This window comes from Pseudomonas sp. R1-7, assembly GCF_051132105.1.
GTDB lineage: Bacteria > Pseudomonadota > Gammaproteobacteria > Pseudomonadales > Pseudomonadaceae > Aquipseudomonas.
In genome coordinates, this window is sequence record NZ_CP071661.1 from 2,812,716 (window position 1) to 2,831,426 (window position 18,711).

The window sequence follows — 18,711 nt, forward strand, 5'->3', positions numbered from 1 at the left end:
TGCCATGCGCCTGTTCGCGTGGGTGATGTGCAGCCTGTTGCTGTGTGGCCAGGCGGTGCAGGCGCAGGTCCGCAGTTACGACCAGATGATCGCCGACGGCGAGTTGAAGGTGGCGGTCTACAAGGATTTTGCCCCGTACAGTTTTGAAGACCAGGGCCAGCCCCGGGGCGTCGATGTGGAACTGGCGCAGGCCCTGGCCAAGGCCATGGACGTGCGGCTGAAGTTGATGTGGGCACCACCCGGTGAAAAACTCGACGATGACCTGCGCGACTACATCTGGCGCAGCAGTCCGCTGCACGACCGGCAACTGGCCGACCTGATGATGCGCGTTCCTTACGATCACGACTATGTGCAACGGCGCAACGACATCGGTGAGCTGGAAAATGCCCAGGTCGTGATGTTCGGGCCGTATCAGCAGGAGTGCTGGCAGGTGGCGTATGACCACCGCCGACTGGATTCGGTGGGCAGTGTCGCGGTGTTCCAGCAACACCCCATTGGGGTGGAAGTCGACAGCGTGCCGTCCTTCTACCTGACCTCGGTCTTCAACGGCATGCTCAGTGCCAAGACCCGCCATTACCCCACCGTCGCCAAAGCCTTCGGGGCCATGCAGGCCGGCGAAGTCGATGCTGTCATGGCGATGCGCGGGGAAATCGATTGGCAGGTCCATCAAGCCGCTGACCCGCAGTTGGCCCTCGCTGAAAACGCCTACCCCAATATGGGCAAGCAACGCTGGGACATCGGCATGGCGGTGCATGAAAGCAACCGTCAGTTAGCCTATGCCGTGGAAGAGGCGTTGGAGGGAATGATCCGCGATGGCAGCCTCAAGGCGCTGTATGCCCGCTATGGCCTGCGCTACGAAGTACCTGAAATGTACCAATAGGAGCGCGGGATGAACTGGCGAGCGTTTGGCCTGCTGTTGGGGTGCCTGCCGTTGATGGCGAGTGCAGTCGAGCCGGGAAAGGACCCGGTGCCGTCGGTGATGTGGGCCTTTTATCACAAACAGTTGCTGGCGGACGCGCCGTTCGTGTTCGACGAGAGGGTGCGTCTGTTGGCGCCACCGTTCGCCGAAGACGCGCGCCAGGTGCCGCTGGAAATCGATGCCCGGGCGTTCGCCGGCGATGTCGTGCGGATGCTGGCCTGGGCCGAACTCAACCCGCTGCCCAAGATTGTTGATTTCCAACCCTCGGAGCGGGTGCTGCCGTGGTTGTCGATCCGCATTCGTATCGAACAGGCCACGCCGTTGCGCGCCGCCGTGCAGACTCGCGACGGCCTGTGGCACGTTGGCTCGACCGTGATCGACGCGGCAGGTGGCGGTTGCACCGCGCCCAGCGTGGTGCGTACCCAAGCGGGTTGGGAGGAGCACCTGGGGGAAGTGCTGGGCGGGCGTTACCCGCGTGGGGATTCGAATCGCCTGCGCTTGCAGATTGCCCATCCCATGGACAACGGCCTGGTAAGCGGCATCCCGGAATTCTTCATCAACCAGGCGCAACTGTTCGACGCCGACGGCAAGCAACTGGCGCGCCTGGAGCTGTTTCCGGCGGTGAGCGAAAACCCCAACCTGGGCTTCGACATCCGAGGCTCGGGCCAGACCCGCCTGGTGCTGCGCGACAACAGCGGCAACCAGTTCGACGCGGCCATTCCCTGACCACAAGGAGCGCGCCATGCGCTGGTTGTTGCTGATCTGTCTTGGGCTGTGCCTGCCGGCGTGGTCCGCCACCGATTATTCCCTAAAGCCGCGGCAGCTCGCCGAGGGTATCTGGTTGCTGGAAGGCAGCACCGATAATTTCGCCAAGGCCAACGGTGGCAATATCGTCAACACGGCGTTCATCGTTACCGACGCCGGTGTGGTAGTCATCGACACCGGGCCGTCGAAGCGTTATGGCGAAGCGTTGCGCCAAGCCATCGCAGCGACGACCGACAAACCGGTGGTCCAGGTGCTGCTGACCCATCATCATCCCGATCATGTATTGGGCAACCAGGCATTCAGTGGCGTGCCCATCGGGGCGTTGCCCGGCACCGCCGATCTGCTGCGACAGCAGGGCGATGCGCTGGCGGAAAACATGTACCGACTGGTAGGCGATTGGATGCGCGGCACCGAGGTGGTGTTGCCGACCCAGGCGCTGAGCCCCAGGACGTTGAAGGTGGGCAACCATTCGCTGCGCCTGCTGGCGTTGGCCGGCCATACCGGCGCGGACCTGGCGATCTTGGACGAAACCACCGGCGTGCTGTTTGCCGGCGACCTGGTGTTTTATGAACGCGCCCTGACGACCCCGAACAGCCCTGGTCTGGAGGTCTGGCTCAAGGACTTGGACACCCTCCAGGCGCTGCCCTGGAAGCAAATCGTCCCCGGCCACGGCCCGGTCGCGACCGACGCCCGGCCGTTCCTGCAAATGCGCGACTACCTGGGTTGGCTCGACCAACTGATGCGCGACGGCGCCGCCCGCGGCGACGACATGGCCGAGATGATCCGCAGCCCCATCCCCGAGCGCTTCGCCGGGATCAGCTTGAGCCGGTATGAGTTGATTCGCAGTGTCAGTCATCTTTATCCGCGTTATGAGCGGATGGGGATGAGGCGGGTGGATGCCAAGCCTCAATAGTCCCCGGTAAGTCGTGGTAACTGAAAGTGAAAAAACACTCGACAGGGACTACAGTGCTACGACGGACACAGCAGAGGTGTAGTGCCTGAAAAATAGCTGATGTCGCGGTGTTAAAGATGTTCAGACCGCAGAGCACCCTCGATACAAGGCTGGCTCTGGAGCGTCAATGAGATGAATAGCGCAGCAATCCAACACGACAAAATTCGCGCCAACGGCATGGAGATGCATTATCGGTTCACAGGCCAGGGAGAACCGATCGTGCTTCTCCACGGCTGGCCGCAGCATTCGCTGATGTGGAATCGGGTCATGGCGGAACTCGCTGATCAGTACCTCCTGATTGCCCCTGATATGCGTGGGGCCGGAGGGTCTTCGATTACTGCTGGGGGTTACGATAAGCGAACCATGGCGCGCGATCTGCGCGCTTTCCTCGAAAAGCTCAACCCAGGACCGATCTTCCTTGTTGGTTACGATCACGGTGTCGGTGTCGCTTACCAATACGCCGGCGCGCACCCGAGCGATGTACGAAGGCTCGCCCTCGCCGAATATGCGCTGCCGGGTTTCGGCTACGAAGCCAAGCTGACGCCATCTCGAGATTGGGACGTCTCCAGTAGCTGGCAACTCAGTTTCTTTACCCAGCCCGATGTTGCGGAACTTTTCATTCGCGGAAAAGAGCGCGAGTTACTGTCCTGGTTCTTCTGGAAGATGTCCGCCAACCCTGAGGGCGTGAGTGGCGATGATTTCGAGGAATATGTCCGGCAGATCATTAAACCAGGCGCACTGCGAGCGGGCCTCAATTACTACGCGGCAGTTTGGCAGGACATGGATGACCACGCCGAGACCGCCCGGCTTGGCAAGCTGATGATGCCCGTCATGGGCATAGGTGGCCGTTGGGGTTTTGCGGAAAAGACTGCCGAACACCTCAAGGCATTGGCAGAGAACGTGAGCGAAACCGTGATCGAGAGAGCAGGCCATTGGCCCGCTGATGAATCCCCCAAAGAGTTTGCCCGCGTTTTGCGGGATTTTTTCATAAAATAATGGGCCTCAACGCAGAGTTGGATCAGGAGGGCATTTCGTGGGTGGGACCGGTTTGTTTGCACGCAACGGCGCCCGCATGTACCAAGGAACTAGAAAACTCAACACTGCGGGCAATTGTTGGCGGCGGCCCCTGGCCCAAGAATCTGTGGCAGACCGGGAAAATTTCCCGGGTATAACAATAACCGCAGAGGTAGCCGCCATGATTCATCCCGCACGTCGCCAGCCCTTCGTCGTGAACCTGCTGCTCAGTGCCATGCTGCTGTCCGGTTCGGCCTTGGCCGCCGTGACCGATCAGGAAATTCTCCAAGACCCGAAGAATCCGCAACAGATCGTGACCAACGGCCTGGGCGTGCAGGGCCAGCGCTACAGCCCGCTCGATGCCCTCAATGTCGATAACGTCAAGGACCTGCGACCGGTCTGGGCGTTTTCCTTCGGCGGTGAGAAGCAGCGCGGCCAGCAGGCGCAGCCGATGATCAAGGACGGGGTGATGTACCTCACCGGGTCCTATTCGCGAGTGTTCGCGGTGGACGCACGCACCGGCAAGAAACTCTGGCAGTACGATGCGCGACTGCCCGACGACATTCGCCCTTGCTGCGACGTGATCAACCGGGGCGTGGCCTTGTATGGCGACCTGGTGTTCTTCGGCACCCTCGACGCCAAGCTGGTGGCGTTGAACAAGGACACCGGCAAAGTGGTGTGGAGCAAGAAAGTCGCCGACCACAAGGAAGGCTACTCCATCAGTGCCGCGCCCATGGTCGTGAATGGCAAGCTCATTACCGGGGTGGCCGGGGGCGAGTTTGGCGTGGTCGGCCAGATCAGCGCGTTCGATCCAAAAAATGGCGCGTTGCTGTGGACCCGGCCAACCGTGGAAGGCCACATGGGCTACGTCTACAAGGACGGCAAGGCGGTGGAGAACGGCATTTCCGGCGGCGAAGCCGGCAAGACCTGGCCGGGTGACCTCTGGAAAACCGGCGGCGCGGCGCCTTGGCTGGGCGGCTACTATGACCCGGAAACCAACCTGCTGCTGTTCGGCACCGGCAACCCCGCCCCGTGGAACTCCCACCTGCGTCCTGGCGACAACCTCTACTCCTCGTCGCGCCTGGCCCTGAACCCGGACGACGGCACGATCAAGTGGCACTTCCAGAGCACGCCCCACGACGGTTGGGATTATGACGGTGTCAACGAGCTGATCTCGTTCAACTACAAGGAAGGCGGCAAGGACATCAAGGCCGCAGCGACCGCCGACCGTAACGGCTTTTTCTACGTGCTCGACCGCACCAACGGCAAGTTCATCCGCGGCTTCCCATTCGTCGACAAGATCACTTGGGCCAGCGGCCTGGACAAGGACGGGCGGCCAATCTATGTCGACTCCAGCCGTCCGGGGGCGCCGGGCAGCGAAGCCAAGGGCAGCTCGGTATTCGTCGCCCCGGCGTTCCTCGGTGCGAAGAACTGGATGCCGATGGCCTACAACCAGGACACCGGCCTGTTCTACGTGCCGTCGAACGAGTGGGGCATGGACATCTGGAACGAAGGCATCGCCTACAAGAAAGGTGCGGCGTTCCTCGGCGCCGGGTTCACCATCAAGCCGTTGAACGAGGACTACATCGGCGTGCTGCGGGCCATCGACCCCAAGACCGGCAAGGAAGTCTGGCGCCACAAGAACTTCGCGCCGCTGTGGGGCGGGGTGCTGACCACCAAGGGCAACCTGGTATTCACCGGTACGCCTGAAGGGTTCCTGCAGGCGTTCAACGCCAAGACCGGGGAAAAGGTCTGGGAATTCCAGACTGGCTCCGGCGTGCTCGGCTCGCCGATTACCTGGGAAATGGACGGCGAGCAGTACGTCTCGGTGGTGTCCGGCTGGGGCGGTGCGGTGCCGCTGTGGGGCGGTGAGGTGGCCAAGCGCGTGAAGGACTTCAACCAGGGCGGCATGCTCTGGACCTTCAAGTTGCCGAAGGAGCTTGTGGCCAAGCGCTGAAACCTCCCTCGCCACAAGGGCCTGCGCTGGCCTTGAACTTGCGCCTATCGCTTGAAACCTACGACCAAATAACGAGAGAGCCCCCTGCCAATGACGCATTCGTCCACCGCACGGGGCTCTCTACCATCGGCCTATCGCCTGTCCCGCGACAGGCATCGACCAGGCAGAGGCCCATCATGATCTACGCACAACCCGGAACCCCAGGCGCCGTCGTTTCCTTCAAGCCGCGCTATGGCAATTTCATTGGCGGCGAGTTCGTCGCGCCGGTCAACGGCGAATACTTCACCAACACGTCGCCGGTCAATGGCGAAGTCATCGGCGAATTCCCGCGCTCCAGCGCCGCCGACATCGACAAGGCCCTGGACGCGGCCCATGCCGCCGCCGATGCGTGGGGCAAGACGTCGGTGCAGGACCGTTCCCTGGTGTTGCTGAAAATCGCCGACCGCATCGAACAGAACCTGGAAATCCTCGCGGTCAGCGAGACCTGGGACAACGGCAAGGCCGTGCGCGAAACCCTGAACGCCGACGTGCCGCTGTCAGCCGACCATTTCCGCTACTTCGCCGGCTGCATCCGCGCGCAAGAGGGCGGGGCTGCCGAGATCAACGAGTTGACCACGGCCTACCATTTCCACGAGCCGCTGGGCGTGGTCGGCCAGATCATCCCGTGGAACTTCCCGCTGCTGATGGCCGCCTGGAAACTGGCCCCGGCCCTGGCCGCCGGCAACTGCATCGTGCTCAAGCCGGCGGAACAGACGCCGCTGTCGATCACGGTATTCATCGAGCTGATCGCCGATCTGCTGCCAGCCGGCGTGTTGAACATCGTCCACGGCTTTGGCCGCGAGGCCGGTGAAGCCCTGGCCACCAGCAAACGCATCGCCAAGATCGCCTTCACCGGCTCGACCCCGGTGGGCTCGCACATCATGAAATGCGCCGCCGAGAACATCATCCCGTCCACCGTGGAACTGGGCGGCAAGTCGCCGAACATCTTCTTCGAAGACATCATGCAAGCCGAGCCGGCATTCATCGAAAAGGCCGCCGAGGGCCTGGTGCTCGCGTTTTTCAACCAGGGCGAAGTCTGCACCTGCCCATCCCGTGCCTTGGTCCAGGAATCGATCTACGCGCCGTTCATGGCCGAAGTCATGAAGAAGATCGCCAAGATCAAGCGCGGCAATCCACTGGACACCGAGACCATGGTTGGCGCCCAGGCGTCCCAGCAGCAGTACGACAAGATTCTTTCGTACCTGGACATCGCCCGGGAAGAGGGCGCCGAGCTGCTCACCGGCGGTGCGGCGGAGCGCCTGGAAGGGGATCTGTCGAGCGGCTATTACATCCAGCCAACCCTGCTCAAGGGCCACAACAAGATGCGCGTGTTCCAGGAAGAAATCTTTGGGCCGGTGGTAGGCGTGACCACCTTCAAGGACGAAGCCGAAGCCCTGGCGATCGCCAACGACACCGAGTTCGGCCTTGGTGCCGGCCTCTGGACCCGCGACATCAACCGCGCCTACCGCATGGGCCGGGCGATCAAGGCCGGTCGCGTGTGGACCAACTGCTACCACCTGTACCCGGCCCACGCTGCGTTCGGTGGCTACAAGAAGTCCGGCGTCGGTCGCGAGACGCACAAGATGATGCTCGATCATTACCAGCAGACCAAGAATCTGCTGGTGAGCTATGACGTGAATCCGTTGGGGTTCTTCTGACCCCCGAAGCATTCACCGAGTGACTCCTGTGGCGAGGGAGCAAGCTCCCTCGCCACAAGTGCTCGCTGCTCCAGTAGTACCAACGCACCCCACCCACCGCTTCGAAAGTAGCATTCGGGTCCTGATCGACCCGTGCATTAATGAACCTGCCGGAATCGCCCGGTACAAGAAGAGGAAAGACCCATGTGGACTAAACCCGCGTACACCGACCTGCGTATCGGCTTTGAAGTGACGATGTACTTCGCCAATCGATGAGTGCCGGCCCGGCCTGATGCGTTCGGGCCGGGCTACCCATTGGTCGGATTGCATTCACGGCGGGATGCTTTAGGCTCAACGTATCCCACGACAATAACAACAGGCTTACCGATGAGCCCCCCTGGAAAAATGAGCCTTAGTCCGCTGCGCAAGTTCGTCTCCCCTGAAATCATGTTCGGTGCCGGCTGTCGGCACAATGTTGGCAATTACGCCAAGACCTTCGGCGCCCGCAAGGTGCTGGTGGTGACCGATCCCGGGGTCATCGCCGCCGGTTGGGTCGGCGATGTCGAAGCCAGCCTGCAAGCCCAAGGCATCGATTACTGCGTCTACAGCGACGTGTCGCCCAACCCGCGGGTCGAGGAAGTCATGCTCGGTGCCGAGACCTACCGCGAGAACCATTGCGACGTGATCGTCGCCGTCGGTGGCGGTAGCCCCATGGATTGCGGCAAGGCGATCGGGATCGTGGTCGCCCATGGTCGCAGCATTCTTGAGTTCGAAGGCGTGGACACGCTGAAAGTACCCAGCCCGCCGTTGATCCTGATTCCCACTACCGCTGGCACGTCGGCGGACGTCTCCCAGTTTGTCATCATCTCGAACCAGCAAGAGCGCATGAAGTTCTCCATCGTCAGCAAGGCTGCGGTGCCGGACGTGTCGTTGATCGACCCGGAAACCACCCTGAGCATGGACCCGTTCCTATCCGCCTGTACCGGCATCGACGCGCTGGTGCATGCGATCGAGGCGTTCGTCTCCACCGGCCACGGGCCGTTGACCGATCCCCATGCGCTGGAGGCGATGCGCCTGATCAACAACAACCTGGTGCAGATGATCGCCAACCCGGCGGACGTCGCGTTGCGGGAAAAGATCATGCTCGGCAGCATGCAGGCCGGGTTGGCATTCTCCAACGCGATCCTTGGCGCGGTGCATGCGATGTCCCACAGCTTGGGCGGCTTCCTCGACCTGCCCCATGGCTTGTGCAACGCGGTGCTGGTGGAGCATGTGGTGGCGTTCAACTACACTTCGGCGCCCGATCGCTTCAAAGTCATCGCCGAGACCCTGGGCATCGATTGCCGTGGGCTCAACCATCGGCAGATCCGCACCCGGCTGGTGGAACACCTGATCGCTCTCAAGCGCACCATCGGTTTCCACGAAACCCTCGGGCTGCATGGCGTCAGCACCTCGGATATTCCGTTCCTGTCGCAACACGCGATGCACGACCCGTGCATTCTTACCAACCCTCGGGAGTCGAGCCAGCGGGATGTCGAGGTCGTCTATGGCGAAGCCCTCTGAGGAGCAACAAAAAGCCCTGGCCGGCTTGCTGGGGTTGGGCAATCACTCGACACGCAAGAGCCATTACCCGGAGTTGGCGGCGCGCCTCGATGAACTGGAGCAGGCCCGACAGCACCTGCAACAGCTCAACGATCAACTGGAGCAGCGGGTGGCCGAACGCACCGATGCGCTGCTGGAAGCCAACCACAACCTGCAACAGCAGATCGCCCAGCGCGAGTTGATCGAACAACAGTTGCGCGATGCCCGTGACGCCGCCCAGGCCGCCAACCGCAGCAAGGACAAATACCTGGCCGCCGCCAGCCATGACCTGTTGCAACCGCTGAACGCCGCACGCCTGCTGATCGCGACCTTGCGCGAGCGGCAGCTGCCCAGCTCAGAGCATGTGCTTGTGGAGCGGACTCACCAGGCACTCGAAGGCGCCGAAGATTTACTCACCGATCTCTTGGACATCTCGCGCCTGGATCAAGCCGCTGTCAGGCCGGACCTGGCACCTTATCGGGTGGATGAGCTATTGGCGCCGCTGGTGTCCGAATTCCAGTCAGTGGCCGGTGCCGCGGGCCTGGACTTGCGCGTGCGGTTTGCCGATGACGCGGTACTGACAGATCTGCGATTGCTCACCCGGATCCTGCGCAACCTGCTCAGCAATGCCTGTCGCTACACCGACCAGGGCGGCATCCTGCTGGCGGCCCGGCGTCGGGGAGGGCGGTTGCGCCTGGAAGTCTGGGACACGGGACGCGGCATTGCTGCCGATAGCCTGGAGTCGATTTTCCTGGAGTTCAACCAGCTGGACGTCGGCCGGGCGGCGGATCGCAAGGGCGTGGGCCTGGGGTTGGCAATCGTTGAGCGCATCGCCCATATCCTCGGCTATCGGGTGCAGGTGCGCTCGCGACCGGGACGCGGTTCGGTGTTCAGCATCGAGGTGCCGCTGTCCGCCGAACGGCCACTGCCCATGTCCCAGGTTCCGGTGCAGGCAGTGACCGGCAATCCGCTGCCGGGGCGACGGCTGCTGGTGATCGACAACGAAGTGAGCATCCTGCAGAGCATGGCGGCGCTGCTGGAGCAGTGGGGCTGCGAGGTGCTGACCGCCACCGACGAAGCGGCCGCCCTCGACGTCCTGCAAGGCCGTGCCCCGGAACTGGTCCTGGCGGATTTCCACCTTGACCATGGTGTGGTCGGCTGCGAAGTGGTCAGGCATCTACGCGAGCATTTCCAACAGGCGATTCCCGCCGTGATCATCACTGCCGACCGCAGCGACCAATGCCGCCGGGCGTTGCGCAAGCTGAACGCGCCGCTGCTGAACAAACCGGTGAAGCCTGGCAAGTTGCGAGCGGTGTTGAGCCAGTTGCTCGGCTAGCCAAGTTTCACACAGCCCCCACAAGGTTCATTTGTCGGCGTTTTCGCCTGGAATGAAAAAATACGCTTCGGTCTGTTTAGTTCATTCTGTAAACTCCCCCCGCTGCGACAATCGGGCACGGTCACGCCGGGCCCGCTCCAGACCGTTTTGCAGTGTCCCTCACCCAGCTGAAGCCAAGACCTACAAGAAGTCAGCGCCGGAGAGACATAAATGTGAGGCCGATATGCTCGGCCCTGTAGGTCCATCCTCCAGTCCACTCGATACCCGCCCGTCGGCAAAGCCGGAATGGGGTGCGGTTCATGCTTGAACGGAATTGGAGGACGGAATGGCGTTCCATCCTAGGGATACACAAATGTTGAAGAAAACACACACGGCGCTCTTGGGCCTGGCGATGGCGATGGGTCTTGCGACCACGCACGCCGCCGAGCCGAAAAAAGTGGATGTCTTGCTCATTGGTGGCGGCATCATGAGTTCGACCCTCGGTATCTGGCTCAATGAGCTGGAGCCGGGCTGGACCATGGAAATGGTCGAGCGCCTGGACGGTGTTGCCGAAGAAAGCTCCAATGGCTGGAACAACGCCGGTACCGGTCACTCTGCGCTGGCCGAGCTGAACTACACGCCGGAAAAAGACGGCAAGGTGGATATCTCCAAGGCCATCGAAATCAACGAAGCCTTCCAGATTTCCCGTCAGTTCTGGTCCTGGCAGGTCAAGAACGGTGTGCTGAAGAACCCGCGCTCGTTCATCAACTCCACGCCGCACATGAGTTTCCTGTGGGGCGACGACAATATCGCGTTCCTGAAGAAGCGCTACGACGCACTCCAGGCCAGCCCGCTGTTCGCCGGCATGCAGTACTCCGAGGACCCGGCGCAGATCAGCAAGTGGGTTCCGCTGATGATGCAAGGGCGTGACCCGAGCCAGAAAGTCGCGGCGACCTGGAGCTCGCTGGGTACCGACGTGAACTTCGGCGAGATCACTCGTCAGTTCGCAGCTTACCTGCAGTCCAAGCCGAACTTCTCCCTCAAGCTGTCCAGCGAAGTGGAAGACATCACCCGCAACGAAGACGGCACCTGGCGCGTTTCGTACAAGAACCTCAAAGACGGTACCGAAACCGAGACCGACGCCAAGTTCGTGTTCATCGGCGCCGGTGGCGGTGCCTTGCACCTGCTGCAGAAGTCCGACATTCCGGAAGCCCGTGAATACGCAGGTTTCCCGGTGGGTGGTTCGTTCCTCGTGACCGAAAACCCGACCATCGCCCAACTGCACCTGGCCAAGGCCTACGGCAAGGCTTCGGTGGGCGCACCGCCGATGTCGGTTCCACACCTGGACACTCGCGTGCTCGACGGCAAGCGCGTGATCCTGTTTGGCCCGTTCGCCACGTTCTCCACCAAGTTCCTGAAGAACGGTTCGTACTTTGACCTGCTGACCAGCACCACGACCCACAACGTGTGGCCGATGACCAAGGTCGGTATCGAACAGTACCCGCTGGTGGAATACCTCGCCGGTCAACTGATGCTGTCGGACGAAGACCGCTTCAACGCTCTGAAGGAATACTTCCCGGACGCCAAGCAGGAAGACTGGCGCCTGTGGCAAGCCGGCCAGCGTGTGCAGATCATCAAGCGTGACGAAGAGAAGGGCGGCGTGCTGAAACTCGGCACCGAAGTCGTCGCTTCCCAGGACGGCAGCATTGCCGGTCTGCTGGGCGCCTCGCCAGGTGCTTCGACTGCCGCGCCGATCATGCTGACCGTGCTTGAGAAAGTCTTCAAGGACAAGGTAGCCACCCCGGCCTGGCAGGAAAAACTGCGCCAGATCGTACCGAGCTACGGCACCAAGCTGAACGAAAGCCCTGAGCGTGTTGCGCAGGAATGGGCCTATACCAGTGAAGTGCTGCAACTGGATCCGCCACCGGCCGTCGGCAAGGCTGGGACCGCTGTAGCGCCGGCACAACCGGCTGCAGCTCGGGAAGCCAATCCAGCGGCCGACATGGCGCTGTAAACCGGACGCTGTCTGGTCAGGTAAAAAAACGCCGCTCATTGAGCGGCGTTTTTATGTGTGACGCTCGGCCTTGGGCTCACCCCGAAACCGCACATCAAAATCCTCCGCCAGTTGCGCCAACGTAATGCTCCCCAAACGCTTGAGCAACAACGCCTGGGCCTCATCGAACGCATCCGTCAGCGCCGCATTCACCGCCTGTTCCACCAGGCATTGCGGATGATCAGTGGACAGGCCGATGGCAAAGATCGACGTGCTGCCCAACGCCTGATGAATGTCCAGCAGCGTCATCTGCGCCAACGGTTTAGCCAGGCTCCAGCCACCCCGATGGCCTTTTTCCGAAGTGACGTAACCCTGTTCCTTGAGCAACGCCATGGTTCGGCGCACCACTACCGGGTTGGTGCCCAACATCTGGGCGAGGGTATCTGACGTGGCCGATTGCTGGTGGCGATCCATATGAATCAAGACGTGCAGCATGCGCGATAGGCGGGTGTCGTTTCTCATGGGCGGGTCCGAAGGTGACTCTGCGTCGAGTATCGCCTGTAATTGCAAAAGTTACGAGACTGTTGACAGGTGCTTTTCAAGAAACTTACGATGTTTCGAGAAAGCCCCACGCCTTCCAACATGGAGATCGCCCCATGGAACACGACATCATCATCGCTGGCGGCAGTTACGCTGGATTGTCCGCAGGTCTGCAATTGGCCCGTGCCCGCCAAAAGGTGCTGGTGATCGACGCAGGCCAGCGTCGTAACCGGTTTGCCGCGACTTCCCATGGTTTTCTCGGGCAGGACGGTCGTGCCCCAGGTGACATTGCCAATGACGCCCGCGCTCAACTCATGGCTTACCGAACCGTGGAATGGCTATCGGATAGCGCGATCCACGCCACCCGCGACGCGGACGGCTTCGTCGTCGAGACGGCCCGCGGACAACGCTACCGTGCCAAACGCCTGCTGCTGGCCACCGGCGTGATCGATGAGTTGCCCGATGTGCCAGGGCTGACGGAGCGCTGGGGGAAAAGTGTTTTTCATTGCCCGTATTGCCACGGCTATGAATTGGAGCAAGGGCCGATTGGCGTGCTGGCGACGTCGCCGATGTCGCTGCACCATGCGTTGATGCTGCCCGACTGGGGCCCGACCACTTTTTTCACCAATGGCGTGTTCGAGCCCGACCTTGAGCAACAGCAAAGCCTGGCGCAACGTGGCGTAGCCCTGGTGCCGGAACGCGTCGAACGTATTGAAGGCGAACGGGCCAACGTGGTGTTGGTGGACGGGCGAGTGATCGCCGTTGACGGACTTTTTGTCTTGCCGCATACCCGCGTTGCCAGTTCACTCGCCAGCTCCCTGGGTTGCAACTTTGAAGAGGGCCCGCTCGGCGCGTTCATCCAGGCCGACCCGATGACTCGTGAAACCAGCGTTCCCGGGGTATTCGCCTGCGGCGACGCGGCGATGCCGTTTGGCTCGGTCGCGCTGGCCGTTGGCGATGGGGTGAGGGCGGGCTCGGGGGTGCATCGGTCGTTGATCTTCCAGGCCCACCCTTGACGCTCAGACTTGTACCGCGCCCGTTGCCACGGCGAAAGCGAGCATCACCAGACTGACGCCCCAGGCCCAGAAAAACGTATAGGCCATGTGCTTGCGCAGTTCCACGCCGGACAGCGCAAGTGCCAGGTAAACGCTGGGCACTACGGGGCTGATGGAGAATCCGGTGTTTTCACCGATCAACATGGCCCGGGCGACGGCTTCAAGGGGAACGCCGGCCGCGGCGGCCACATCCTTGATCACCGGCAGGAGCGCGAAGTAATAGGCGTCCGGTGAAAAGATCATGCCCAGGGGCACGCCGAAGAAACCGACGATCACATGCAGGTATTGGGCAGAACCCGCGGGCAGGATATCGATCAGCGCCAACGCCATGCCATCGGACATCTTCGCGCCGGAGAGCACGCCCAGCAGGACGGCGGCAGCCATCATCACCAGGACCATTTGCAACGCATCGGACGCGTGGGCCTTGAGGCGCTCGGCCTGGGCGTCCAGTGAGGGGAAGTTCAGCGGCAGGGCAATGCCCAGTCCCACCATGAAACAGGCGTACAAGGGGAAAATGCCCGTGAACAGGCACACCAGGATCGCCGCGGTGAGCCCGACGTTCAGCCAATAGCGCAGCTCCCGGGGGGAGAGGCTGAATTCGCGGTTTTGGGTTTGCAGATCGTCCATGTCACACGTCGCGGCGGCGCCCAGCGACATCGGTTGGCGACGTTGGGCGCGCAGGCCCAGGATCGTCGCCACTCCGAGCATGCACACCAGGCCCACCATCTGCACTGGCAGCAAGCCCAGCCACAGCTCGGTGGCGTCCAGGCCAGACACTGCGGCGGCGCGGGCGGTCGTGCCGCCCCAAGGCACCATGTTGATGACGCCAGCCGTGGTGCCGACCAGGCACAGCAGCATGGCCGGGCTCATGTTCAGGCGTTTGTACAAGGGCAGCAACGCTGGGATGGTCAGCAGGAACGTGGCGGCGCCGACGCCGTCGAGGTGCACCACCGATGTGACCAGTACCGTCACCACCGCCACGGCCAGCGGCTTGCCGCCCGTGCTGCGGATCAGCAGGTTGACCAGAGGATCGAACAGCCCTCGGTCACGCATGATGCCAAAGAACAGGATGGCAAACAGAAACAGCGCGGCGGTCGGGGCAACCGTGATCAGGCCGGCCTTGATGAACTCGCCGATCTGACCAGGATTGAAGCCGGCGAGCAGGCAAACGACCACGGGGAGGGTGGTGAACGCCACCACCGGGCTGATCCTGCGCAGCAATATCAGTCCGATGATGGCCAACATCATCAGGAAACCCAGGGTTGTAATCATGTTGCAGCCTCTCTTTTTATTGTTGTCGGTGACTTTGGGGCGATGGATCGGTCAGTCCCGCGGACCTGGCAGGCGCAAGGCCAATAGCAGGTAACTCAGGCTCTTGCCGTGGCGGTCCAGCCCGCAACTGCGGTTCACGCCGCCCTCCAGGGCATCCTCGAGGACGAAATTCAGCGCGTTCAGGTTCGGCAGTTCATAGCGGTGCACCTTGGAGGGGCTTCGCGTGGCGAATTGCTCGGCGACCCGGTCGCAGGTCAGCGCCTGTAGCATCCAGGCGTAGTGGGCCGCGTCGTGCGGAAATACCGCAATGCTGAGAATGTTGCCCTTGTCGCCGGCACGGGCGTGAGCGAAATCGGCGAGGGTGACGAGGCTCATCAGTACCACTCCAGGGTTGTGTGGATTTCATCGCGTGGCAACAGGAAACTTCGCGTAGTGACGGCCTCGACGAGGTGTCGGCGCACACCACCGCCACCTGCCGGACCGTTGGTGTAGAGCGATTCCACCTCGGCCAACAGCGCTTCTACCAGCGGTCGGTCGGTGTGGGTCAGGCCGATGCGCACGCGTACGTCTTCAAGGGCCGGTGCCTTGGCCAATTGCTGTTTCAGGTAGCGACCGCCTTGGTCGTTGAACAGACTGGCGACGCCGGAAAGGTCGATCCAAGGCTGCACCCCTGGCGCCAATCGGTCGAAACGTTCCAGCAGGATTTCTCGCGCCAGTGCCGCCCGCGCCAAGGCGCCGGGGCCGGCATAGGATATTTCCGCTTCGCCAAACCAGAGGCCGCGTACACCCGCCAAGCCCTTGAGCGTATCGGGGTGTGGATGGCCTAGCAGGCCGCTGATCTCGACGCGGTCTTCGCCCAAGTCCTGCACGCGCGCTTCGCCCAGATCCAGTACAACGTCGGGCGTCAGGTAGCGTCGAGGATCGTGTACTTCGTAAAGAAGCTGTTCCTTCACGGTTTGCTCGCTGACCCGGCCTCCGCTGTGGCGGCTCTTGCCGATGATCAAGCGGCCGTCCTCGTGGATCTCGGCAATCGGACAGCCGAGATTGGCCGGGTCTGGAATGTCTTTCATGCCGGGGTGGGCAAAATAGCCACCGGTGACCTGGGTACAGCACTCCAGCAAGTGTCCAGCCGCCGTCGCTACCGCGATTTTCTGCCAATCATCGGCTTTCCAACCCAGCCCATGGCGAATCGCACCGACGGCCAGCGAGGGGTCGGCGACACGGCCGCACAGGACGATGCCGGCACCGTCGGTCAACGCCTGGACGATACCGTCGGCGCCGGTGTAGACGTTTACGGATACCGGCTGTTCCTGTGGATCGGACGACAGCCATCGTGCGTAGCGCGCAGGTGTTTCGTCCAAGAGGTCGTCACCCAGCACGCAAGCGATCTTCAGCCCAGGGAAACGACCCGCCAGGGCGTGGCGCAATCGCTGGGCGGCAGCCCTCGGATTGGCGGCGCCGCCGTTGGTGATGATCGGGATGCCGGCTTCGATGCACAGGTCCAGCATGGGCTCGAGAAAATCGAACAATCGGGCGGAATAACCGGCCTGTGGGTCGAGACGCTTGCGCAATTGCGCCTCGGCCAGGGTCCGTTCCGCCAACAGCTCCAGCATGATGTAGCGTTGGCCGCTGCGTTGTGCCAGGTCCTGGGCCAGGCGCAGGGCGGCGTCAGGCCGGTCATTGGCGAAACCGGCGCCACACCCGACGAGAATTGTTTTTGTCATGTCCGTTTTCCACTGAAGGGTTGCCCTATAGTGGAGACGCTGGATTGTTCTGTGAATTTTAAAGGTAGAATCAATTGATCCAATAATTTTATGAGCGGGCCATGAACGTCTCCTTCCGCCAGCTTCGCGCCTTCATCCTGATCGCTGAAACCTCCAGTTTTACCCGCACGGCCGAACAACTGCACCTGTCCCAACCGGCGCTGAGCTACAGCATCCGCAAACTGGAAGAGAGCATGGGTTTGCAGTTGCTCGCGCGTAACACCCGCAGCGTCGAGTTGACGCCCGCCGGCGAGCACTTCCTGCCCCAGGCCCGGCGCATGCTGCGGGACATGGACGACGCCGTTCGCGATGCCCGCGACACCCTCAGTTTGAGCCGTGGCACGCTCCGGCTGGCGGCGCTGCCGACAGCTGCCGCGTCATTCCTGCCAGTGGTTATCGCCTCGTTCCAGCGTGAGCACCCAGGCGTGAATGTGCATCTGCTGGATGGGCGCGCCGGGGAAATCATGGGGTGGGTGCAGGGCGGCGAGGTGGACGCCGGCATCAGTTCGTTGCCGGACGACTTGTCTGGCCTGAGCTTCGAGCGCCTGCTGGACGACAACCTGGTCCTGCTCAGCCACAAGGATCATCACGGCGACTGGAAACAGCAGCCCTATATCGCCCTGACGCCGGACACCAGCATCCGGCCGTTGGCTGATGCGGCGTTGCGCTATTTAAATGTTGAGCCTGCGCCAGCCTGGGAAGTGGCGCACATGAGCACCGCCACGGCGCTGGTCCGCGAGGGGCTGGGGTTTTCCTTGTTGCCGGCCAGTTGCACGGCGGTGTTCAACATCGGTGAGCAGTGTGCGGTCACCGCCATCGACCAACCTGCAAAACGCTCGATTGGCTTGCTGCAGCGCAAGCCAGTGGCCCCGTCGCCGTCGTTAAGCCAGTTCATGGGGCATGTGCGACGGGTATTGCGCCAAGAATGAGGGCCAATGCGCGGCCTTCGCAAGTCCAACCAGCACCGTCACTGGGTGCCAAACATCGCTGTCCAATAAATCCCCGCATCGCTCTTCGGGTCCACCGCATACCCAGCCCCCAGTTCGCGAAATTGCGGATTCATCAGGTTGGCGCAGTGGCCCGGGCTCGCCAGCCAGCCGTCCACCACCTTCAGCGCCGTGTCCTGCCCGGCGGCGATGTTTTCGCCAATGGCCTGTCCGAGATAGCCCGCCAGTTCAGCGCGGTCGCCCGGCATGCGTCCGTCACGGTCCCTGTGGTCGAAGAAGTTGTTATTGGCCATGGCGCGGGTGTGATTGACAGCGGCCAGGGCCAGGGTGGCGTTCCAGGCCAGTGGCGTCGTGGCGGTGAAGGCTTCGGTGCCGCAGCGGCGCGGCTGCGCACGGGCGCTGTTGATCAGCTTGAGCAGTTTCTGGCCTTCGGCCTGCCAGTCACCGAGGCGCGCGGACAACAGTGGGCGGGCGAGCACAATGCGCCATTCCCGGTCCAGGCGGCTGACACCGATGTCGACAAACTGCGGGTCCAGCACGACCTGGCAGAAGCTTTCTTGTACGGCTTTCATCGCGGCCTGGGCGTCGCGAGGCCCGGAGAGGCTGATGGCTTGCACATTGACCATCGGATAAGCCGCCCGCGCCAAGGCCTGTTGCAGATCGCCGATGCCATTGGCCGACAGGATCAACCGCGAATCCATCGCCAGCGGAGGCAATTCCAGGGACGCCTGGCCGGCGCAGCTTTGGGACTGGCTGCGGTAGAGATTGATGGACTCGACCAGTTGCGTCTCTTCGGTGGCTGCGGCGCTGGCGGCAAAAGCCAGCCCCAGCGACAGCGCGGCAAGGCGCATGACGGAAAAAATGGCACGCATGTAAATCTCCCTTGAGCGGACGGCGCCTATGATGCGCAATTTTTGCCCCGCTGGGGCAACGGTATTCACGCTCTCTTGAAATCCCGTGCA

The 18,711-nt window shown here is 62.2% G+C and carries 17 protein-coding genes; 12 read left to right on the top strand and 5 right to left on the bottom strand.

All coding sequences use genetic code 11. The annotated features are described in order from the left end of the window. Positions 1 to 4: 4 nt before the first annotated feature. The 10 genes from J3P79_RS12660 to mqo all read left to right on the top strand — a co-directional run bounded on the left by J3P79_RS12660 (position 5) and on the right by mqo (position 12,193). The gene (locus J3P79_RS12660; protein WP_434611034.1) at positions 5 to 880 is read left to right on the top strand and encodes a substrate-binding periplasmic protein; all 876 of its coding nucleotides are present in this window, start codon (positions 5 to 7) and stop codon (positions 878 to 880) included. Positions 881 to 889: 9 nt separating this feature from the next. Then, entirely contained in the window at positions 890 to 1,645 is a 756-nt protein-coding gene (locus J3P79_RS12665) for a quinoprotein dehydrogenase-associated SoxYZ-like carrier (RefSeq protein WP_434611036.1), read from the top strand. Between the two features lie 16 nt (positions 1,646 to 1,661). Further along, the gene (locus J3P79_RS12670) at positions 1,662 to 2,597 is read left to right on the top strand and encodes a quinoprotein relay system zinc metallohydrolase 1 (protein ID WP_434611038.1); all 936 of its coding nucleotides are present in this window, start codon (positions 1,662 to 1,664) and stop codon (positions 2,595 to 2,597) included. A gap of 171 nt (positions 2,598 to 2,768) precedes the next feature. Then, the gene (locus J3P79_RS12675) at positions 2,769 to 3,632 is read left to right on the top strand and encodes an alpha/beta fold hydrolase (RefSeq protein WP_434611040.1); all 864 of its coding nucleotides are present in this window, start codon (positions 2,769 to 2,771) and stop codon (positions 3,630 to 3,632) included. Between the two features lie 199 nt (positions 3,633 to 3,831). Then, complete coding sequence (locus J3P79_RS12680) at positions 3,832 to 5,607, top strand: PQQ-dependent methanol/ethanol family dehydrogenase (protein WP_434611042.1); 1,776 nt, start codon at positions 3,832 to 3,834, stop codon at positions 5,605 to 5,607. A gap of 176 nt (positions 5,608 to 5,783) precedes the next feature. Beyond that, positions 5,784 to 7,304, top strand: coding sequence for an acetaldehyde dehydrogenase ExaC (gene exaC / locus J3P79_RS12685; protein WP_030138944.1), 1,521 nt, complete (start codon positions 5,784 to 5,786; stop codon positions 7,302 to 7,304). 183 nt (positions 7,305 to 7,487) lie between these two features. After that, the gene (gene pqqA, locus J3P79_RS12690; protein ID WP_003243383.1) at positions 7,488 to 7,559 is read left to right on the top strand and encodes a pyrroloquinoline quinone precursor peptide PqqA; all 72 of its coding nucleotides are present in this window, start codon (positions 7,488 to 7,490) and stop codon (positions 7,557 to 7,559) included. Positions 7,560 to 7,688: 129 nt separating this feature from the next. Beyond that, positions 7,689 to 8,846, top strand: coding sequence for an alcohol dehydrogenase-like regulatory protein ErcA (gene ercA, locus J3P79_RS12695; RefSeq protein ID WP_434611046.1), 1,158 nt, complete (start codon positions 7,689 to 7,691; stop codon positions 8,844 to 8,846). After that, positions 8,830 to 10,200, top strand: coding sequence for an ATP-binding response regulator (locus J3P79_RS12700; protein WP_434611049.1), 1,371 nt, complete (start codon positions 8,830 to 8,832; stop codon positions 10,198 to 10,200). Before ercA ends, J3P79_RS12700 begins: the two co-directional genes overlap by 17 nt. Positions 10,201 to 10,552: 352 nt before the next feature. After that, a complete protein-coding gene (gene mqo / locus J3P79_RS12705) occupies positions 10,553 to 12,193 on the top strand; it encodes a malate dehydrogenase (quinone) (RefSeq protein WP_434611051.1) in 1,641 nt (546 codons plus the stop codon). Between the two features lie 51 nt (positions 12,194 to 12,244). On the opposite strand, the gene J3P79_RS12710 is transcribed toward mqo, so the two are convergent. Continuing rightward, a complete protein-coding gene (locus J3P79_RS12710) occupies positions 12,245 to 12,694 on the bottom strand; it encodes an Rrf2 family transcriptional regulator (protein ID WP_434611053.1) in 450 nt (149 codons plus the stop codon). A gap of 134 nt (positions 12,695 to 12,828) precedes the next feature. On the opposite strand from J3P79_RS12710, the gene J3P79_RS12715 reads away from it, so the two are divergent. After that, positions 12,829 to 13,728 (top strand): NAD(P)/FAD-dependent oxidoreductase, encoded by a 900-nt coding sequence (locus J3P79_RS12715; RefSeq protein WP_434611054.1) that lies wholly within the window; start codon positions 12,829 to 12,831, stop codon positions 13,726 to 13,728. A gap of 3 nt (positions 13,729 to 13,731) precedes the next feature. Here the strand turns inward: J3P79_RS12715 and J3P79_RS12720 are convergent, their stop codons facing one another. Genes J3P79_RS12720 through J3P79_RS12730 form a run of 3 tightly spaced genes read right to left on the bottom strand, consistent with a single transcriptional unit; the run spans position 13,732 to position 16,763 of the window. Next, complete coding sequence (locus J3P79_RS12720) at positions 13,732 to 15,039, bottom strand: CitMHS family transporter (RefSeq protein WP_434611055.1); 1,308 nt, start codon at positions 15,037 to 15,039, stop codon at positions 13,732 to 13,734. A 51-nt stretch (positions 15,040 to 15,090) separates the two neighbouring features. Next, complete coding sequence (locus J3P79_RS12725) at positions 15,091 to 15,414, bottom strand: AtuA-related protein (RefSeq protein ID WP_434611057.1); 324 nt, start codon at positions 15,412 to 15,414, stop codon at positions 15,091 to 15,093. Then, positions 15,414 to 16,763, bottom strand: a complete 1,350-nt coding sequence (locus tag J3P79_RS12730) for an acyclic terpene utilization AtuA family protein (RefSeq protein WP_434611058.1) — start codon at positions 16,761 to 16,763, stop codon at positions 15,414 to 15,416. Before J3P79_RS12730 ends, J3P79_RS12725 begins: the two co-directional genes overlap by 1 nt. A 101-nt stretch (positions 16,764 to 16,864) precedes the next feature. On the opposite strand from J3P79_RS12730, the gene J3P79_RS12735 reads away from it, so the two are divergent. Beyond that, on the top strand, positions 16,865 to 17,731 hold the full coding sequence (locus J3P79_RS12735; RefSeq protein WP_434611059.1) for a LysR family transcriptional regulator: 867 nt from the start codon (positions 16,865 to 16,867) through the stop codon (positions 17,729 to 17,731). A gap of 38 nt (positions 17,732 to 17,769) precedes the next feature. Here J3P79_RS12735 and J3P79_RS12740 read toward each other — a convergent pair whose 3' ends face one another. Then, entirely contained in the window at positions 17,770 to 18,621 is an 852-nt protein-coding gene (locus tag J3P79_RS12740) for a CAP domain-containing protein (RefSeq protein ID WP_434611061.1), read from the bottom strand. Positions 18,622 to 18,711: the final 90 nt, after the last annotated feature.

Excerpts from the sequence above, each read along its gene's own strand:
- J3P79_RS12660 (WP_434611034.1), top strand. The coding sequence starts at position 5 with ATGCGCCTGTTCGCGTGGGTGATGTGCAGCCTGTTGCTGTGTGGCCAG.
- J3P79_RS12665 (WP_434611036.1), top strand. The coding sequence starts at position 890 with ATGAACTGGCGAGCGTTTGGCCTGCTGTTGGGGTGCCTGCCGTTGATG.
- J3P79_RS12670 (WP_434611038.1), top strand. The coding sequence starts at position 1,662 with ATGCGCTGGTTGTTGCTGATCTGTCTTGGGCTGTGCCTGCCGGCGTGG.
- J3P79_RS12675 (WP_434611040.1), top strand. The coding sequence starts at position 2,769 with ATGAATAGCGCAGCAATCCAACACGACAAAATTCGCGCCAACGGCATG.
- J3P79_RS12680 (WP_434611042.1), top strand. The coding sequence starts at position 3,832 with ATGATTCATCCCGCACGTCGCCAGCCCTTCGTCGTGAACCTGCTGCTC.
- exaC (WP_030138944.1), top strand. The coding sequence starts at position 5,784 with ATGATCTACGCACAACCCGGAACCCCAGGCGCCGTCGTTTCCTTCAAG.
- ercA (WP_434611046.1), top strand. The coding sequence starts at position 7,689 with ATGAGCCTTAGTCCGCTGCGCAAGTTCGTCTCCCCTGAAATCATGTTC.
- J3P79_RS12700 (WP_434611049.1), top strand. The coding sequence starts at position 8,830 with ATGGCGAAGCCCTCTGAGGAGCAACAAAAAGCCCTGGCCGGCTTGCTG.
- mqo (WP_434611051.1), top strand. The coding sequence starts at position 10,553 with ATGTTGAAGAAAACACACACGGCGCTCTTGGGCCTGGCGATGGCGATG.
- J3P79_RS12710 (WP_434611053.1), bottom strand. The coding sequence starts at position 12,694 with ATGAGAAACGACACCCGCCTATCGCGCATGCTGCACGTCTTGATTCAT.
- J3P79_RS12715 (WP_434611054.1), top strand. The coding sequence starts at position 12,829 with ATGGAACACGACATCATCATCGCTGGCGGCAGTTACGCTGGATTGTCC.
- J3P79_RS12720 (WP_434611055.1), bottom strand. The coding sequence starts at position 15,039 with ATGATTACAACCCTGGGTTTCCTGATGATGTTGGCCATCATCGGACTG.
- J3P79_RS12725 (WP_434611057.1), bottom strand. The coding sequence starts at position 15,414 with ATGAGCCTCGTCACCCTCGCCGATTTCGCTCACGCCCGTGCCGGCGAC.
- J3P79_RS12730 (WP_434611058.1), bottom strand. The coding sequence starts at position 16,763 with ATGACAAAAACAATTCTCGTCGGGTGTGGCGCCGGTTTCGCCAATGAC.
- J3P79_RS12735 (WP_434611059.1), top strand. The coding sequence starts at position 16,865 with ATGAACGTCTCCTTCCGCCAGCTTCGCGCCTTCATCCTGATCGCTGAA.
- J3P79_RS12740 (WP_434611061.1), bottom strand. The coding sequence starts at position 18,621 with ATGCGTGCCATTTTTTCCGTCATGCGCCTTGCCGCGCTGTCGCTGGGG.